The sequence below is a fragment of the Amycolatopsis sp. NPDC059027 genome, from assembly GCF_042739735.1.
Taxonomy (GTDB): domain Bacteria; phylum Actinomycetota; class Actinomycetes; order Mycobacteriales; family Pseudonocardiaceae; genus Amycolatopsis.
Genome location: NZ_JBHYIK010000093.1, coordinates 15508 through 32787, shown reverse-complemented (window position 1 = coordinate 32787; position 17280 = coordinate 15508). Strand labels below are relative to the sequence as shown.

The following is a 17280-nucleotide window of genomic DNA, read 5'->3' as shown; positions in this document are numbered from 1 at the left end:
AAGGGCTACGCCACATGACCCGAGACATCAACCGACCACTCACCCTGCTCGGCATCCACCCCTAACCCCACAACGACTTTGCCGGAACCCTGCCCACCCTGGGGGGGCGACCCCGATAACAGTCTATCGGCGAGGGGCGACGAAAACGGGGGGTGCGGCGAATCTGTGGACAGCCGAGGTGGTTGTGGACAACCCGGGGGTGCCGAGGGACGCCTTCGGTGCGCTTACCGCACCGAGGGACGCCCTCGTCGCACTCAACGCACCCAGAGCGTCCCTCGGCACGCCGACTCCGCCCCAGAGGCAGCCCAAAGCCGTGAAGGACTCCTTACCGGCACTGAGCGCCGGTAAGGAGTCCTTCACGGAAGAACGAGAACCGCTACAGCGGTCGAAGCAGATCGTCCGCGTCGACGATCCGATACGCGTATCCCTGCTCCGCCAGGAACCGCTGCCGATGCGCCGCGTACTCCGTGTCGACGGTGTCCCGCGCGACCACGGAGTAGAAATGCGCCTGCCGCCCGTCGCCCTTGGGACGCAGCAACCGGCCCAGCCGCTGCGCCTCCTCCTGACGCGACCCGAACGTCCCCGAGATCTGGATGGCCACCGACGCCTCGGGCAGGTCGATCGAGAAGTTCGCGACCTTCGACACCACCAAGGTCCGCAGCTCCCCGCGGCGGAAGGCGTCGAAAAGCTCCTCGCGCTCGCGGTTCTTCGTCGCGCCCTGGATCACCGGCGCGTCGAGTTCGTCGCCCAGCATCTCCAGCTGGTCCAGATACGCCCCGATCACCAGTGTCGGCTCGCCGGCATGACGGTCCACAATGGACTTGATCACCGGTGTCTTCGTGCCTGCCGTGGCGGCGAGCTTGTAGCGTTCCTCGGTTTCCGCCGTCGCGTACGCCAGGCGCTCGGCGTCCGTGAGCGTCACGCGCACCTCGGTGCATTCGGCGGGCGCGATCCAGCCCTGCGCCTCGATGTCGCGCCACGGGACGTCGTACCGCTTCGGCCCGATCAACGAGAAGACGTCGCCCTCGCGCCCGTCCTCGCGCACCAGCGTCGCCGTCAGTCCCAGCCGGCGCCGCGACTGCAGGTCCGCCGTCATCCGGAACACCGGCGCGGGCAGCAGGTGCACCTCGTCGTAGACCACGAGGCCCCAGTCCCGCGAGTCGAACAGCTCCAGATGCTTGTACTCGCCCTTGGTCTTGCGTGTGATCACCTGGTACGTCGCGATCGTGACCGGCCGGATCTCCTTCTTCTCCCCGGAGTACTCGCCGATCTCGTCCTCGGTCAGCGACGTCCGCGCGACCAGCTCCCGCTTCCACTGCCGCCCCGCGACCGTGTTCGTCACCAGGATCAGCGTCGTCGCCTGGGCCTTCGCCATCGCGGCCGCGCCGACCAATGTCTTCCCCGCGCCACACGGCAGCACGACGACGCCGGAGCCGCCCGCCCAGAACGCCTCCGCGGCCCGGCGCTGGTAGTCACGCAGTTCCCAGCCGGTTTCGTCGAGCGCGATCGGATGCGCCTCGCCGTCGACGTAGCCCGCGACGTCTTCGGCGGGCCAGCCGACCTTGAGCAGCATCTGCTTGAGCCGTCCGCGTTCGGACGGGTGCACGACCACGGTGTCCTGGTCGATCCGCGCGCCCAGCATCGGGCTGATCTTCTTGTGCCGGAGGATTTCCTCGAGCACCGCGCGGTCCGTCGTCGTCATCACCAGCCCGTGCGCGGGGTGATTGGCGATCTGCAGCCGCCCGAAGCGGCCCATCGTGTCGACGATGTCGATGAGCAGTGGCTGGGGCACCGGGAAGCGCGAATACGTCGTCAGCGCGTCGACGACCTGCTCGGCGTCGTGGCCCGCCGCGCGCGCGTTCCACAGCGCGAGCGGCGTGATCCGGTAGGTGTGCACGTGTTCGGGCGCCCGTTCGAGCTCGGCGAAGGGCGCGATGGCGATCCGCGCGTCGTCGGCCATCGCGTGGTCGACTTCGAGCAGCACGGTCTTGTCGGACTGGACGATCAATGGGCCATCAGTCACACCACCCTTTATACGTTCCACGAGCCGCGCTCCCGCCAGTGGCCCGCTGGTGGGAGGATGAACGCACAGGGAGGGAGACCGTTGACGACACCGACGCCCGATGACAATCCGTTCCAGCCGCCGGAATACCCGGCCGCGCCGGAATACCCGGCCGCGCCGGGAACGGCGCCCATGGCCGCCAAGGCACCGCGGGCGACCAGCACGCGGACGAAGGTCCTGATCGGCGCAGGCCTGGTCGTCGCGCTCGGCATCGGTTCGGGTGCCGCGTTCGGCGTCGCGGCGCTGGCCAGGTTGTCCTCGTCGCCGGTCGCGGGCAGCTGCCTCTACCTGACCGACGAGTCCCGCGGGCAGCAGGCCTACCACGGTGTCGCCTGTTCGGAGCAACGCGCGACGTACAAGGTCGACAACGTCGTCAACGGGGCGTCCACCTGCCGCGGTGGGGACTACCTGCGGTTCCAGATCTACGGCACGTCCCGGAGCAAGACCGCTTCGAAGACGTTGTGCCTGGCGCTCAACGTGTCCTCCGGCGAATGCCTGAGCGAACTCGACGACGACGTGCACATCAGCAAGGTCAGCTGCACCGACCCGACCGCGAAGGCCCGCGCGACCGTGCATTTCGGTTCCGGTTCGGAGAGCAGTTGCGGCGCCGAGGAAGACGCGCTCGTCTACGCGGGCCCGCCCGCCCGCACCGTCTGCCTGCGCCCAGCGGGCCAGAACATCTAGCCGTCTTGGCGGGGCAACAACGTCTGGACGTCCAGGCGGTTCGCGAGCGCGCCCGAGTTGTGCATCAGGTCGGCGACCCGCTGCAGCCGGATGCCGTTGAGCGCCACCGGATAGCTGCCGAGCGAGATCAGCGCGGCCGTGGTCGGGTCGATGGTGGAAAACCGCGGCAGTGCTTCGCGGACGTGCGCGGGATCGGACGCGTCGGCCTGCGCCTGGCCGAGTACCTTGCGGAACGTCGCGAGCGTACGAGGGTTCGTCTGCGCGAAGATTCCCGAGGACGCGTATGCCGACATCGGGAACGCGAGGGTCGCGCCGCGGTCGCCGTCGGCGAGGATGTGCGCGCCGAGTTCCTTCTCCGCGCGGGTGATGTACGGCTCCACCATCCAGGCCGCGTCGACGGTCCCGGCCTGCAGGGCCTGCGGCATCTGGTCGAACGCGATCTGCTTGAGCTGCACCTTGGTGACGTCGGCGCCCGCGGTGCCCAGCACCGATTTCGCGATGAGGGCACCGACGTCGTCGAGCATGTTCACCGCGATCTTCGGCGACTTCTTCCCGGTCGGCACGGTGTAGTCGGAGTCGGGCAGCGTCACCAGTGCCATCGTGTTCGGGCCGGACGTGTAGGCCTCGCCCTGCAACTGCAGCGAAGCGCCACCGGCGGCGGCGCGGAACATCGAGACGTCACTGGCGAACGCGACGTCGAGTTCGCCGGAGGACAGCTTCGGCAACGCGTCGTCCGCGCCGACGTCGACGAGTTCGACGTGCAGTCCGGCCTGACCGAACTTCCCGTCCGCGACGGCGATCCGCAGCGGCGCGGTGTCGATCGCGCTGCCGACGCCGACTCGCAGCGTGGTCCGCTCCAGTGGCGCCGGGCTGTCCGTGCCGGTGGAGCCGAACACGCCGCAGCCGGCCGTCGCCAGTACCGCCACCAGCGAAAGAGCACGTGCGAGGTACTTTTTACCGCCGAGCACGCATGTGCACAGCTTGCGCATGATCATCCACTCTCACCTACCGAGAGAATCTGCCCGGAGTGCTGGAGCTTAGGGTCTGTCACCCATACGATCGCGGACGGGGCCGTAGCCCACCAGAGCGGCTTTCGGACTTTCCCGTCCTGAAACCCCTCAAGCGCCTACTGTCCAGTAGGTTCGAGTAGTCGTCTCTCGATGTCGGCCACGGGTGAGGTCCCGTGGTGGGAAAAGGAAGCCAGGTGACCCGTCGCGACCAGCGTCCCCGCAAGGGCGGCGACGCGGCGGATCCGCATGCCCAGGTGGCGCAGGCCGGGGGCGGCTGGCGGCTGCGGAACTGGCGGTTGCGCACCAAGCTGTTCGTCGTCCTGCTGCTGCCAGGAGTGGCGGTGGTCACACTTGTCGGCCTGCGCATCAACAGTGATCTTCGTGACGCCACCCAGCTCGCCGAGTTCGCCACGCGCGGCGGCGTCGACAACACCGTCGCCGACGTCGTGCAGCAGCTGCAACGCGAACGCGATCTGACGGTCCGTTACGTCGCGTCCAACCGGCCGGGGAACACGGCCGATCTCGCCGCCCAGCGGCAGCGCGTCGATCAGGCGATCGGGACGTTCGAGCGGACGCTGGCCGACAGCAAGCCCCGGCTCGGTCCGTCGGCTGCGGGCAGCCTGCAGGAGATGTCCGACCGGCTTCGCGTGCTCGGCGGCATCCGGTACTCGGCCGAACACTCCGCGTATCCGGCGGACGCCGTGCTGCGCTCGTACAGCGGAGTCGTCTCCGGACTGCTCGACATCAGCGACGCGGCCGCCGCGGACGTCTCCGATCCGGAACTCGGCAGGCTGCGGCTCGCGGGCAACGCGCTGGCCAGGATCAAGGACCAGATGTCGGTCAAGCGGGCGGTGATGGCCGAAGCGCTCGCGGCGGGCAACCTCGACCGCGAACGCACACGCGCCCTGCTGGGCGCCGAGGCGGAACTCGCCGCCGCGCGCTCCGACTACCGCACGTTCGCGACCCCGCAACAGCAGCGGATGTACGACGACACGGTGATCGGCCTGGTCGTCGACATCGGCAACAACATGGTCGAATCGGCCATCACCCGTGCCGCGAACGGACAGGGGCTGGGCGGCCTCGATCCGGATCAATGGGACGCTTCGGCCACGCATACGGTCAACCTGACGTTCCGGGTGCAGCAGTCGCTGCTGGTCCAGTTGCAGCAGCGCACCGACGCGCTCGCCGCGCAGGCCAGGACCGCGGCGATCTGGGACGGCGGCATCGTGCTCGGCGTCCTGCTCGTCGCCGGGGTGCTTTCGGTGGTCATCGCGCGTTCGCTGCTGCGGCCGCTGCGGATCCTGCGCCGCACCGCGCTGGAGGTCGCCGAGCACCGGCTGCCCGCGGCGGTCCAGGGACTGCTCACCGATCCCGAACCCGCGCCGGAGAACCTGCGGCACCGGCTGGCGGTGGCGCCGGTGCCGGTGTTCACCCGCGAGGAGGTCGGCCAGGTGGCGCGGGCGTTCGACGCGGTGCACGGCGAGGCCGTCCGGCTCGCGGGGGAGCAGGCGCTGCTGCGCGAGAACGTCAACGCGATGTTCGTGAACCTCTCACAGCGCAGCCAGGACCTCGTCGAACGGCAACTGTCCGTTTTGGACAGAATGGAGGCGCGCGAGGAGGACCCGACCACGCTCGCCGGGCTCTTCGAACTCGACCACCTCGCCACGCGGATGCGGCGCAACAGCGAGAACCTGCTGGTCCTGTCGGGCACCGACTTCCTGCGGGACGACGCCGGCCCCGTGGTCGGCGACGAGATCATCGGCGCCGCGCTGTCCGAAGTGGAGGACTACCGCCGCGTCGAACTCGGTGCGGCACCCCAGCTCGCGGTGCGCGGCGAGGCCGTCAACGACCTCGTGCACGTGGTGTCGGAGCTGCTGGAGAACGCGACCCGTTACTCCGGGCAGAACACCACGGTGACGGTGTCGAGCACGCGGACCGCGACCGGTGACTGGCGGATCGAGATCACCGACCGCGGCGCCGGGATGCCGCAGGCGGAGATCGACCGGACCAATGCCCGGCTCGCCGAACCACCGGACGTCGACGTCGAGGTGTCACGCCGGATGGGCCTGTTCGTCGTCGCGACGCTGGCCGCGCGGCACCACATCGACGTGTCGCTGAGCGCGGGCGAGGACAAGGGGATCGTCGCGGTGGTGGTCGTGCCTGCCGCGCTGATCGTCGAGGCGCCCCCGCTGCCGGAACCGCCGCCACCGGTCATCGAACCCCCCGCCGAACCCGCGCCCGAGCTGCTGGCGCCGTTGGCCCCGCTCACCCCGCCGGAACCCGAGGCGCCGCAAGAGGTCGCGGAGGAGGAGGCGCCGTTCGGCCAGGTGCCCGAGCCGGGGCCGCCGCGGCGCGCGCCAGTGGTCGAGACCACGCCGGAGTGGCCGTCCGCCGACGAGGAATCGCCGCTGGACCACGACGTCCCGACCGAACGGATGCCTGCCTACCGCGACGTTCTCTCGAAGTGGTTCGACGCCGCGAGCGCGTCGGAAAAGCCGCAGCGGGCAGCGGAACCGAGGCCGGTCGCGGAACCGCTGCCGGTCGCCGAGCGGCCGGTGGCGCCGGAACCCCGGCACGCGCTGACGTCCGCGGAACCCGCCGTCGAGCAGGCGCCGGAGCCCGGCGAACCGTCGCCGCACCCGGCCGAGGTCTCGGCCGACGAGCCCACTGAGCCGCAGTTTCCGCCGTACGACCCGGAAACACCGCCGCCCGCGCCGGAGCCCGAAGCCGCTCCCGAGGCGGAACCCGCCGCCGGGCACGAATGGCCGACGCCCGCCGAACTCGAGCAGGAGGACGGCGCGGAGGACACCTGGCCGATCCTGCCCACGGCCGAGGCCGGGCAAACCCCGGAGAAACCGCTGCCGCAGAAGCCGATACTCTCGCTTTCCCCCGAAGCGGTGCGCGAGCGGATGTCGAGCCTCCAAGGCGGATTCCGGCGAGGGCGCCACGCGCGAGGGGACGACACTCCTCCTACGGCTTAAACGAACGGACGACCCATGAGCTCGGAAACCGGCCTGCTGGAAGTGATCGCGCTCGACGCGAACGACGCGGAGCGTGCGCAGGCGGGCGGGGCGGACCGCCTCGAACTGGTGACGGAGATGGCGCAGGACGGCCTCACGCCGTCGGTGACGACGGTCCGTGACGTTCTCGGGGCCACCGACCTTCCCGTACGGGTCATGTTGCGCGACAACGGTTCCTTCGCCGCCATCGATCTCGACGGGCTGCGTGCCGACGCCGTCCGCCTCGTCGAGGCCGGCGCGCGCGAGTTCGTCTTCGGCTTCCTGAACTCGGACAGCGAGATCGACGTCGAAGCCTGCCGTGTCCTGGCGAAGGAGCTGGACGGTCTGCCGTGGACGTTCCACCGCGCGATCGACAGCTCGCGCGATCCGTTGCGTGCCTACGAGTGGCTTGCCGATCTCGGCTGCGACACCGTGCTCACCGCGGGGCACCCGAACGGCGTGAGCTTCGGCCTTTCCGTGCTCCAGCAGCTCACCCGCCGCGAAGGACCCGCGCTGCTCGTCGGCGGCGGCCTCCGGACGCAGCACGTCCACCTGCTGCGGGCCGGTGGGGTACGCGGATTCCACGTCGGCAGCGCGGTGCGTCCCGGCGGCTGGGCGTCCGAAGTGGACACCGAGCGCGTGCGCGAATGGGCCGAGCTGGTCAAGGGCTGAGGCCCCTCAGAAGGACAGGAACCGCTCGATCTCCGCTTTGGCGGCGATGGCCTTCTCGCCATACGTCGCGTAGAGGTCGGGCGTCAGCCTCGTCGTGGGGCCGGAAATGCTGAAACAACCACAGGTCTCGCCGTCCGCCGTCGTGAGCGCGACGGCGACCGCGGCGATGCCCTCGTGGAGTTCTTCGTTGGTGACGGCGTAACCGCGTCGCCGGATCTCCGCGACCTCCTCGCGGATGACGTCGGGGTCGGTGACGGTGTGGTCGTTGACCTGACGAAGTTCGCTGTGCAGGAAGGATTCGACGGCCGCGTCGTCCAGCGAAGCCAGGTACGCCTTGCCGTTCGACGCCGCGTGCAGGGGCAGACGCGTGCCCAGCTGGAGAAACGCGCGGAGCTGATGCGGGCTGTCCAGCCGTTCGATCAGCACCATCTCGTTGTCGTCGGGGACGGTCAGGTGGATGGTCTCCCTGGTGTCCTCCTGCAGGCGGCTGAGGACGGGCAGCGCGATCTCGCGCAGCCGGGGCCCCGAACTGACCGCGCTGCCGATGCTGAACGCCTTCCCGGTGATCACCCACCGGCCGTCACCGCTGGGCGCGGGGCGGACCCAGCCCGCCTCGGCGAGCGTCTTGAGGCATCGCTGCACCGTGCTTTTGGGGACTTCGAGCCGCCGCGCGAGTTCGCTCAACCCCGTGGGCTGTGCGGCGGCGACCGCCTCGAACACTCGTAACGCCGTGAGCACGCTGTTCAACTCGGACACCCCTTGACCTTCGGTGATCTGGTTCATACGCTACCGGTCCACATAGTAGTGCATCGGTCCGCAATATGGACCACAGTGAGGTGGTCATGACGACGATCAAGGAATCCGCCGACGACAGCCCCGGCAGCCGTCAGGCCGACACGGGGCCGCCTGCCCGGATGAATCGCGCCCAGCGCAACGCTTTCTGGGGCTCCTTCGGCGGTTGGGCGATGGACGGCTTCACGCTCGCGATGTTCGGCCTGGTGCTCGCGCCCACGCTGACCGAGCTGCTTCCCCCGTCCGGCATCACCCCGGACGTCGCGAACATCGGCTTCTACGGTCAGCTCAGCGGCGCGTTGTTCCTGGCGGGCTGGGGCTGTTCCTTCATCTGGGGCCCGATCGCGGACCGCTTCGGCAGGCGGCCGGCGATGATCGGCAGCATCCTGCTCTTCTCGGTGTTCACCGCGCTGGCCGGGTTCTCCACGAACGTCTGGGCGTGGATGGCGTTCCGGTTCCTGTGCGCGGTCGGGATCGGCGGCGAATGGGCGATGGCGGCCACGCTGGTGGCGGAGGCCGTGCCGGAGCGGCTCCGGGTCAAGCTCGGCGGGGTGCTGCATTCGGCCAACTACGTCGGCCAGTTGCTGACGGCCGTGATCTACCTGGCGTTCGGCCAGCAGCTCGGCTGGCGTGGCCTGTTCCTGCTCGGCATCGTGCCCGCGTTGCTCGTCCTGTTCATCCGGCGTAACACGAAGGAGCCGGAAAAGTGGGCGGCACAGGCCGAAACGGCCCGGCGCACGTCGTTGCTCGCGCCGCTGCGGAACATCATGAGCAGCGGATACCGGCGGCGGACCATCGGCAATCTGCTCCTGCTCGGCGTCTGCGTGATCGGTTTGTGGGCCACGGCCACCTATGTGCCGACAGCGGTGACGACGCTCGCCAAGGAGACCGGCGTCGGTAACGGTTCCCAGCTGGCGAGTCTCGCGGCCGCGATCTCGGCGATCTTCACGGTCGTCGGCTGCATCGGCACACCGTGGCTCGCCGACCGGCTCGGCCGCCGGGGCGCGCTGGCGTTGTTCTTCGCGCTGATGGTGGTCGGCATCATCGGGACCTACGGAATCGCCTACCCGCTGGGAAATCTGCCGCTGCTCTTCGTGTTCCTGCCGATCCTCGGCCTCGGCGGGGCGAACTTCGCGGTCTTCACCGTGTGGTTGCCCGAGCAGTACCCGACGTTGTTCCGTGCCACCGCGTTCGCCTTCACCACCACGATCTCCCGCTGGTTCGCCGCTGTCGGCACGTTCGTGCTCGGCGTCGCGATCCGCCAGCTGGGTTCGCTTGCCGTGCCGCTGGCGTCCACCGCCGCCGTGTTCGTCGCCGGCCTTTTCCTGCTCCTGCTGGTCCCCGAGACCCGCAACAAACCGCTGCCCGAGTGAGGACGAAAATCCTGTGAAGGACCACAACCAGCCCCTGCTGACCGCGCTGTCGGCGGCCGCCCCCGCCGACGGCCCGTTCGTCAGTGTCGGCGATGTCTCGATGTCGCTGGACGAACTCCGTGCCGCCGCTGCCGCTGTCGCGGACCGGATCGCCGGTGCCGGTCGCGTCGCCGTCAACGCGACCGCGAGCCTCGAGACGATCGTCGCCGTCGTGGGCTGCCTGACCGCCGGAGTGACCGCCGTCCCGGTCCCGCCCGACTCGGGACCGGCCGAACGGCGCCACGTCCTGACCGACTCCGGTGTGCGGCTCTGGCTTGGCGGCGCCCCGGAAGACGTCGAACTCCCGGTCGTGCCGATCGACGTCTCCGCGCGGTCCGCGACGAGCTATCCGGAACCTGACGGGGAAAGCGCGGCGCTGATCGTCTACACGTCGGGAACGACAGGCGCGCCGAAGGGGGTCGTGCTCTCGCGCGCGGCCATCGCCGCGTGCCTGGACGCGCTGAGCGAGATGTGGGGCTGGACCGCCGACGACACCCTGGTGCACGGCCTGCCGCTGTTCCACGTTCATGGGCTGGTGCTGGGCGTGCTCGGCGCGCTGCGCATCGGCTCGCCGCTCACGCACACGGTGCGGCCGAAGCCCGCGGCGTACGCGGAAGCGCGAGGCTCGCTGTACTTCGGAGTCCCGACGGTGTGGTCCCGGGTGTGTGCGGAGCCGTCCGCCGCGCATGCGCTGCGTGCCGCGCGATTGCTCGTGTCGGGAAGTGCGCCGCTGCCTCTTCCTGTCTTCGAGAAGTTGTCGGGGCTCACCGGATCCGCGCCCATCGAGCGTTACGGGATGAGCGAAACGCTGATCACCCTCAGCACGCGGCACGACGGTGAACGACGGCCGGGCTGGGTCGGCTCGCCGCTGCCCACCGTCCAAACGCGACTGCGCGACGACCGGGGTGCCCCTGTCCCGCACGACGGTGAGAGCCTCGGGCAGCTACAGGTGACCGGCTCGACGCTCTTCGACGGATATCTGGGACTACCGGCCAAAACCGCGGAGTCGTTCACCGAGGACGGCTGGTTCCGCACCGGCGACATCGCCGTCGTCGACGCCGGTGGGTTTCACCGGATCGTGGGCCGGGAATCGGTCGACCTGATCAAATCGGGTGGCTACCGCATCGGTGCGGGGGAAGTGGAACAGGCGCTGCTGGCCCACCCCGGCGTGCGCGAGGCGGCGGTGATCGGCGTGCCTGACGACGATCTCGGGCAGCGAATCGTCGCGTACGTGGCCGGGGATGGAATCGACGGCGGCGGAGTGGCGGATTTCGTGGCGGGAACGTTGTCCGTCCACAAGCGACCGCGTGAAGTGCGAGTGCTGGAAGCCTTGCCGCGCAATGCGATGGGGAAGGTGCAGAAGAACCTGCTCTGATCAGTCCATGCCGTTTCGCAGCGCGTCGAGTGCGGCGACGACGTCCTTGGTGGTCGCCGGGGTCAGCGTCAGGCGTTCGTCGCCGTACTCGGGGGAAGTGGTGAACAGCCAGCGGCCCTGCTCGGTGTCGTACACGCGCAGCGGTTCACTGATCGGGTGGTGGCCGTTGGGTCTTCGGACCTCCACGTACAGTTCGGCGATCAACGACGGCTCCAGTGCCGCGAATCGTTGCGCCCGGCGGACTTCCGCCCGCGGCACCGCCGTGGTGTCGCGGGCGGCCTCGCGATACTCGGATGCCAGCAAGCTGATCGACGTCCTGCCCGCCCCGCCGGTGTCCGCGGGAAGGATGCTCGCGAGCGCGATCGCGAGCCGCTCCTCGTCGAAGGTACGTACGAAGATGTCGTCACCCTCGCACACCGCTACCAGCGAAAACCAGCGCGATCCCGCGACGAGCACCCGCAGGCGCGTGCCGCTCACCAGGTCGCTGAACCAGCCGAACCGGGCCTCCGGCGGCCGGGTGAGCAACTCGGCGACGTCGGTGAACGCCGGCTCGTTGCCGTCGACAGGTTCGCCGGCGTACTGGGCCGCTACGTCCTCCAGCGCGCGTTTCGCCCTGGCCCGCTCGGCGTCGTCGAGCCAGACCGCCTGTGGGGCGAGGACCGTGTGCAGGTCCCCACCTGTCGCCTCGGTCACCAAGGCCGCGAGCTGATCGGCCGCGAAACGTTCCGGATCCGCGAACCAGACCATCACTGACCGAGGACGGGCGGGGTGGGTGGCATGCCGGTGCGGGGGTCGACCGCCTTTTCGCCTTCGTTGTCGGTGAGCTGGAAGGCGACGTCGTCCTCGACGACGTACTTGCGCCGATGGTCCTTGTCCTCGTCGCCCTTGCCCTTACCTTTGCCGCCCTGCACCACTCCCGGCTCCATGCTCGTGGTGCCACGTGCGGTGGATCCCGCGCCCCGCATGCCCGGCTCGGCCGCGCCGCCACGCATCCCTCCGACGCTCTTGCCCTCGCCGAGCGCCTTGCCCATGCCGGAACCCGGGCCACTGCCCGTGCCCCTGCCTGTTCCCGAGCCTCGGCCGATCTCATTACCCGTGCCGCCCCGTCGCCCGAACCCGGTCCCCGGCGAGTCCGGCGTTCCCGGCCCGAAAGGCTGGGGGCCCACGTAGTTCGCCCCTCCGCCGGGCGTATACGCGGCTGCGGGCGGCTGGACGGGCCAGCCGCCAGGCGCCGGCTTCGGCGGCTGGTAGCTGCCCGGCGTGGTGCCGTCGCCGGGCCCGATTCCGGGCTGCCGGCCTGCTTCACGCGGCTTGTCCACTGTGGACTGTGGGGGCGGCGTGTCCTGCCGGTTCCGGTCCCGCGTGTTCTGGCTTTCCGTGGGGCGTCCGCCGGTGATGTCGGTCTTTTGTCCGGACGGCCGGCGCTTCTTGTCGCGGGTGTGATCGGTACCGTCGAAACCGCGGACCGAATTAATGGTGCTCTGCGTCCCCTTGTTCTCGGACACACTGAACGCGCCGGGGTCGATCTTCCCGTAATCCGTCGGCATCGAATTGCCGTTGTGGCTCGACGTCCGAGTCCACTGGTTCATGAGCTGAACGTTGTGTGCCGCCGCGTCGTTCGCCAGCTGCGTCTGGAACAGGATCCCCGTCTGCTTCCCCCAGCCCGCGTCGCCGAACGTGGCAGGATCCCGCGGTACGTCGGGCACCGGCTTGACGGTGTTCTTGGTGCGGTGAAAGCTCGAAATCTGGTTGTCCAGCAGCGAATCGGCCGTCTGCATCTTCATCGAGGCCTGATCGTGTGCGGCGACCAGCGGCCCGGCTCCACGCGCCGCCGCACCCGCCGCGTCCCCCTGCCAGTGTTCTTCGAGACCGGCCGCCGCCTGAGCGAAGCTTTGCCCCAAGGTCGCATAGGCGATCCGGATGTCGGCGAGTTCGTCTTTCGCGGCTTCGAGGTTCGTGGTGCCGGGGGCGTTGGCGAAATTCTCGTAGATGTCCCGGCCGTTCATCGCCATGTCATGCCCCCTTCTTGATGGTGTCCAGCACCGCAGTCGCGACATTTTTGGCCGCGACACAGGATTTGTCTCCCGCGCTCGACTGTATGGAAACATCGAAGTACAGGCTGTTGGAGACGGCTACCGCCAAGCCACAGTCGCCTCGTCGGCGCTTGTCGATGATGTCCGTGAAAACAGCCGGATACTCCTGGACGCTGGTGGGTTCGAAGTAGCCGTCCCGCCACCAGCCGGTGTCATTGAGTGCGTACAGGCGCCCTATTCCGTCGGTGTTGCTCCGTGCGTAAGTGACACCTACCCCGGTATCGTTGTTCGGGCCGACCTGCCAGTGACAGTTCGGGTCGCCGTTGAAATCCTGCCGGGTCCCGTCGCGGTTACTCTCGAATTCCTTCAATTGCGCGCTGGTCAGGCTCGCACACGGGTTGGCGACGTATTTGTCGGCGTTCAGCGGCTGGGCGACTTGGGGAACTCTGCTGTTGCTCGTACCGGCCTGCGAGGGGCCAGTGCGAGGCGCCGACGGTGCGGTACTCGGCTGGCCTGGTACCTCGCTGCTGCACCCTGCCGCACCAGCGAGCACGAGTGTCGCGGTTATGAGGACGATCCGGGTACGGGAAGAGGTCATCGTCCTGGCGGGTCCTGGTGCAAGGGGCCAATGGGTGAGGTGCTACCGCTGCCTTGCCGGAAGACCCCTGTGGTGTTCTCCTCGTGTTGCCGATAGGTGCCGTTGGCTTTGCGCATGCTGTCGATGAGCCCTTTCGCGTACTCCGCCATGGCCTTGTTTTGTTCGGCAGCGGCAATAATCGAGCGCCGTGTTGCCTCGGCCTGACCCGTGGCCGGTTGGTCGCCCGATGGGGGCGTCACTCGCTGCGCGGCGTTTCGGAGCCGGCCTTCCATTTGCGCGCTCTGGTCGCGAAGCGCTTCGAAGGCTCGGATCTGAGCCGCGAGGCCTTCCGGGTCGATCCGGTAGCCCGCACCGCCGCTTGTGCTGGTCGCTACCGGGCTGGCCTGCGAGAGTGCGCCGGGCACGTTCGCGCGGAGATCCTCGTCGGCGACCGCGTCCTTGTGCCTGCTCCGATAGTCGCCCTGGGCCTGCTCCGATCGGGCGTTGGACGTGAAGCTCATCGGTTCCTCCCCATACCGTTTCGCTTCTTGACAAACGAGCATAGGACATCATTCCGCGACAGGGAGGTTACGGAGGGAATCTGTCATGGTTCTGACATGAGAAGATGTGACATCAGGCGGTCGAATTGGCGCACCCGTTCAGGTGTTCGCAACCATATGGACGAGGTGGGTTATCACGCTGTGGAAACTGCTCGGTGTTCCCTGGTGAGGATGCGTGCGGCGAGACGTTCGCCGTCGTCCGGAAGTATGACAGCCGGGGGTGTTTGTGTACCGGCGTAAACGTTCCGGGAATATGTCCTTTGTGGACCTCGGTGCAGCAAATGGGCCATTCGGCGCGTTGGACGCCATAAGGACGCCTTCAGGGCTTTCGATGTGCCAGGTGCCGGGAATGGGACATTCGCGGCGTTGAACGTCGGCAATGCGCCATTCGCGACATCAGGCCCGCGCGGAAGCCGCGCGGGCATCACTCGTACGAGCTAACGTATCGGCATGGGAACACGCACGGTCCGCACGGCCACCAGGGAACTGCTCCGCGAGCTGGGGCTGACCACGATTTTCGGCAATCCGGGGACGACGGAGATCCCGTTCCTCACCGGGTGGCCGGACGACTTCACCTATGTTCTCGGGCTGCAGGAGGCCGGGGTCGTGGCGATGGCGGACGGTTACTCGCAGGCGTCGAGGCAGCCGGTGCTGGTCAACCTGCACTCGGCCGGTGGCGTCGGGCATTCGCTCGGACACGTGTTCACCGCGTACCGCAACCGGACGCCGTTGATCATCCTCGCCGGCCAGCAGACGCGGTCGTTGCTGCCGGACGAACCGTTCCTCGGCGCGGTCGAGGCGGCGAACTTTCCCAAGCCGTACGTGAAGTGGAGTTGTGAGCCCGCGCGAGCCGAGGACGTCCCGGCCGCGATCGCGCACGCCTATCACGTCGCCACGCAGGCGCCGCAGGGGCCGGTGTTCGTCTCCGTTCCCGCCGACGACTGGGATGCCGAAACCGGCAAGCCCATTCCGCGTCGTCCCCGGATCCCCGGGTACGGCCCGGATCCGGACGCGATCCAGGGCCTCGCCGACGCGCTCGACGCCAGCGAGCGCCCGGCGATCGTGGCAGGCGGCGCCGTCGACCACGACGGCGCGGTCCCGGACCTGGTCGCGCTGGCCGAACGGCTCGACGCCGGTGTGTGGGTCGCGCCGATGTCGGGGCGGTGCTCGTTCCCCGAGGATCACCCGCTGTTCCTCGGTTTCCTTCAGCCCGAACGCATTCTCGCCGCGCGCACACTGGCCGAGCACGACCTCGTGCTGGTGGCGGGCGCTCCGGCGTTCCTGTATCACGTCCACCGCGGCGAGGCGGAGGACGCGCTGCCGCCGTTGTACCTGCTCAGCGACGACGAGCAGGTCCTCGCCCGCGCGGCCGAGGGAACCGGCATCCGCACGACGCTGAAACTCGGCATTCGCGCGCTGACGGAGCGCGTCAGCGCGGGGGACCGCACCGCGCCGAAACCCTTGGTACGTCCCGAAAAGCCGGTGGCGACGACGCCGATCACGGCGGAGTACGCCTACGCGACACTGTCGGAAACGTTGCCGGACAACGGGATCGTTGTCGAGGAGACCCCGAGTCACCGCAACATCCTGCACGACTACCTGCCGATCACCTCGACCGACACCGGGTTCCTCACCGGCACGAGCGGCACGCTCGGCTACAGCCTGCCCGCGGCCATCGGCGCGGCGATGGCGCGGCCGGACCGGAAGGTCGTGGCCGTACTGGGCGACGGCTCCAGCATGTACTGCGTCCAGGCGCTCTGGACGGCCGCGCGGCAGAACGTCCCGGTCACGTTCGTCGTTCTGGACAACGCGCAGTACGCCGCCGTGCGCATCCTCGGCCAGACCGCCGACGGGTCGAAACTGCCCGGCACGGATCTGGGCGGGATCGATTTCGCCGCGCTGGCAATGGGTATGGGCGTCCACGCTGTCACGGTCACCGAGGGCGCCGAACTGGCGCCGACCCTGGCCTCGGCGTTCAGCGACCCGCGGCCTGCCCTCGTGCACGTCCACGTGGATCCGAACCCCACGGCCCTCTACTAACGCCGGGGCAGTCCCCCACCCTCCCGGGGGCACCCCTGCAACCAGCGTATCGCGATCCGGAGGCGGGGAGCGGGGTCTTGGGAAATCTGTGGATAGCCGACCCTGTTGTGGACAACCGCCGGGGCGCCCCGAATGGGGAACTCGGGTGCGTGAGTCCCCCACTCGGGCACCCGAGTGGGGGACTCACGGGTCAGGGGCGGTGGTGTGCGTTGTCGGGGGTGGCGGTGTGGGAGTCGGCGAGGTCCCATTCGGCGGCGTCCGACAACGCGGTGGCGGCTTCCGGAGCGCCGCCGTGCAGCAGGCGGGCGACCTCGCCGCGCAGGGTGACGAACTCCGCCGACTCCCGGGTGGTGATCTGGTCCCGCTCCGAGGGCAGGTCCACCGTCAGGTCCGCGACGATCGACGCGGGGGACTTCGACAGCACCAGGACCCGGTCCGACAGGTAGACGCTCTCGTCGATGTCGTGGGTCACGACGAGCACCGTCGAGCCCTGCTCGCGCTGCACCCGCCGGGTCAGGTCCTCCAGCTCGAACCGCGTCTGCGCGTCCACCGAGGCGAACGGCTCGTCCATCAGCAGCAACGCCGGACGCCGCGCGAGCGCCCGCGCGATCGACACCCGCTGCTGCATCCCGCCCGAAAGCTGCCACGGGTACTTCTTCCCGACCCCGGCGAGACCGACCTGCTCCAGCGCCTCCTGCGCCGCCGCGCGCCGGTCGGCCTTGCTCATCGGCCGCCACCGCAAGGGAAACTCGACGTTCTTCGCCACCGAGAGCCACGGGAACAGCGATCGGCTGTAGTCCTGGAACACCACGGCGAGGTCGTCGGGAACGCCCGAAACCCGGTCGCCGTGCAAGGTGACGTCGCCGGACGTCGGCGCGGTGAGGCCGGCGATACAGCGCAGCAGCGTCGACTTACCGCAGCCGGACGGCCCGACGATACTGGCCAGCTGCCCCGATTCGACCGTGAAGGACAGGTTGCTGACCGCGATGTGCGCGGCGGCGCCGCTGCCGTACTGGTGGTTGAGGCCGGAGACCTCGAGCATGGTTGACATGGACTGTCCTCAA

14 protein-coding genes are annotated in these 17280 nt (G+C 69.1%); 6 read left to right on the top strand and 8 right to left on the bottom strand.

From position 1 onward, the window contains the following. Positions 1-376 precede the first annotated feature (376 nt). Positions 377-2023 carry a DNA repair helicase XPB gene (locus ACFWY9_RS40065; protein WP_378328724.1) on the bottom strand — a complete coding sequence of 549 codons (1647 nt, stop codon included), beginning with the start codon at positions 2021-2023 and terminating at the stop codon, positions 377-379. A gap of 81 nt (positions 2024-2104) precedes the next feature. On the opposite strand from ACFWY9_RS40065, the gene ACFWY9_RS40060 reads away from it, so the two are divergent. Then, positions 2105-2746 carry a hypothetical protein gene (locus tag ACFWY9_RS40060; protein ID WP_378341327.1) on the top strand — a complete coding sequence of 214 codons (642 nt, stop codon included), beginning with the start codon at positions 2105-2107 and terminating at the stop codon, positions 2744-2746. Here ACFWY9_RS40060 and ACFWY9_RS40055 read toward each other — a convergent pair. After that, positions 2743-3735 (bottom strand): ABC transporter substrate-binding protein, encoded by a 993-nt coding sequence (locus ACFWY9_RS40055; protein WP_378328737.1) that lies wholly within the window; start codon positions 3733-3735, stop codon positions 2743-2745. The two genes, ACFWY9_RS40060 and ACFWY9_RS40055, sit on opposite strands and share 4 nt — an antisense overlap. 215 nt (positions 3736-3950) lie before the next feature. On the opposite strand from ACFWY9_RS40055, the gene ACFWY9_RS40050 reads away from it, so the two are divergent. Next, the gene (locus tag ACFWY9_RS40050; RefSeq protein ID WP_378328722.1) at positions 3951-6737 is read left to right on the top strand and encodes a nitrate- and nitrite sensing domain-containing protein; all 2787 of its coding nucleotides are present in this window, start codon (positions 3951-3953) and stop codon (positions 6735-6737) included. Positions 6738-6752: 15 nt separating this feature from the next. After that, positions 6753-7427 (top strand): copper homeostasis protein CutC, encoded by a 675-nt coding sequence (locus tag ACFWY9_RS40045; RefSeq protein ID WP_378328721.1) that lies wholly within the window; start codon positions 6753-6755, stop codon positions 7425-7427. A 6-nt stretch (positions 7428-7433) separates the two neighbouring features. Here ACFWY9_RS40045 and ACFWY9_RS40040 read toward each other — a convergent pair whose 3' ends face one another. Next, positions 7434-8183, bottom strand: coding sequence for an IclR family transcriptional regulator (locus tag ACFWY9_RS40040; RefSeq protein WP_378328720.1), 750 nt, complete (start codon positions 8181-8183; stop codon positions 7434-7436). An 86-nt stretch (positions 8184-8269) separates the two neighbouring features. Here ACFWY9_RS40040 and ACFWY9_RS40035 point away from each other — a divergent pair, with 86 nt between their 5' ends. Beyond that, positions 8270-9592 (top strand): MFS transporter, encoded by a 1323-nt coding sequence (locus ACFWY9_RS40035; RefSeq protein WP_378328719.1) that lies wholly within the window; start codon positions 8270-8272, stop codon positions 9590-9592. Between the two features lie 13 nt (positions 9593-9605). Further along, positions 9606-11006 carry an acyl-CoA synthetase gene (locus ACFWY9_RS40030; RefSeq protein WP_378328718.1) on the top strand — a complete coding sequence of 467 codons (1401 nt, stop codon included), beginning with the start codon at positions 9606-9608 and terminating at the stop codon, positions 11004-11006. Here ACFWY9_RS40030 and ACFWY9_RS40025 read toward each other — a convergent pair whose 3' ends face one another. From ACFWY9_RS40025 to ACFWY9_RS40010, 4 genes are read right to left on the bottom strand one after another with little or no spacing between them, the layout of a single operon-like run. Continuing rightward, positions 11007-11753 carry an ESX secretion-associated protein EspG gene (locus ACFWY9_RS40025; protein ID WP_378328736.1) on the bottom strand — a complete coding sequence of 249 codons (747 nt, stop codon included), beginning with the start codon at positions 11751-11753 and terminating at the stop codon, positions 11007-11009. Beyond that, positions 11753-13018: a hypothetical protein gene (locus ACFWY9_RS40020; RefSeq protein WP_378328717.1), complete on the bottom strand. Its 1266-nt coding sequence runs from the start codon at positions 13016-13018 to the stop codon at positions 11753-11755. Before ACFWY9_RS40020 ends, ACFWY9_RS40025 begins: the two co-directional genes overlap by 1 nt. Before the next feature lies 1 nt (position 13019). Then, positions 13020-13637, bottom strand: coding sequence for a DUF3558 domain-containing protein (locus tag ACFWY9_RS40015; protein ID WP_378341326.1), 618 nt, complete (start codon positions 13635-13637; stop codon positions 13020-13022). Beyond that, positions 13634-14137, bottom strand: coding sequence for a hypothetical protein (locus ACFWY9_RS40010; protein WP_378328715.1), 504 nt, complete (start codon positions 14135-14137; stop codon positions 13634-13636). The genes ACFWY9_RS40015 and ACFWY9_RS40010 overlap by 4 nt, the downstream gene beginning before the upstream one ends. Before the next feature lie 489 nt (positions 14138-14626). Between ACFWY9_RS40010 and mdlC the strand changes: the two genes are divergently transcribed. Then, a complete protein-coding gene (gene mdlC, locus ACFWY9_RS40005) occupies positions 14627-16216 on the top strand; it encodes a benzoylformate decarboxylase (protein ID WP_378341325.1) in 1590 nt (529 codons plus the stop codon). Positions 16217-16406: 190 nt separating this feature from the next. Here the strand turns inward: mdlC and ACFWY9_RS40000 are convergent, their stop codons facing one another. Continuing rightward, positions 16407-17267, bottom strand: a complete 861-nt coding sequence (locus tag ACFWY9_RS40000) for an ABC transporter ATP-binding protein (RefSeq protein ID WP_378328713.1) — start codon at positions 17265-17267, stop codon at positions 16407-16409. Between the last annotated feature and the right edge of the window lie 13 nt (positions 17268-17280).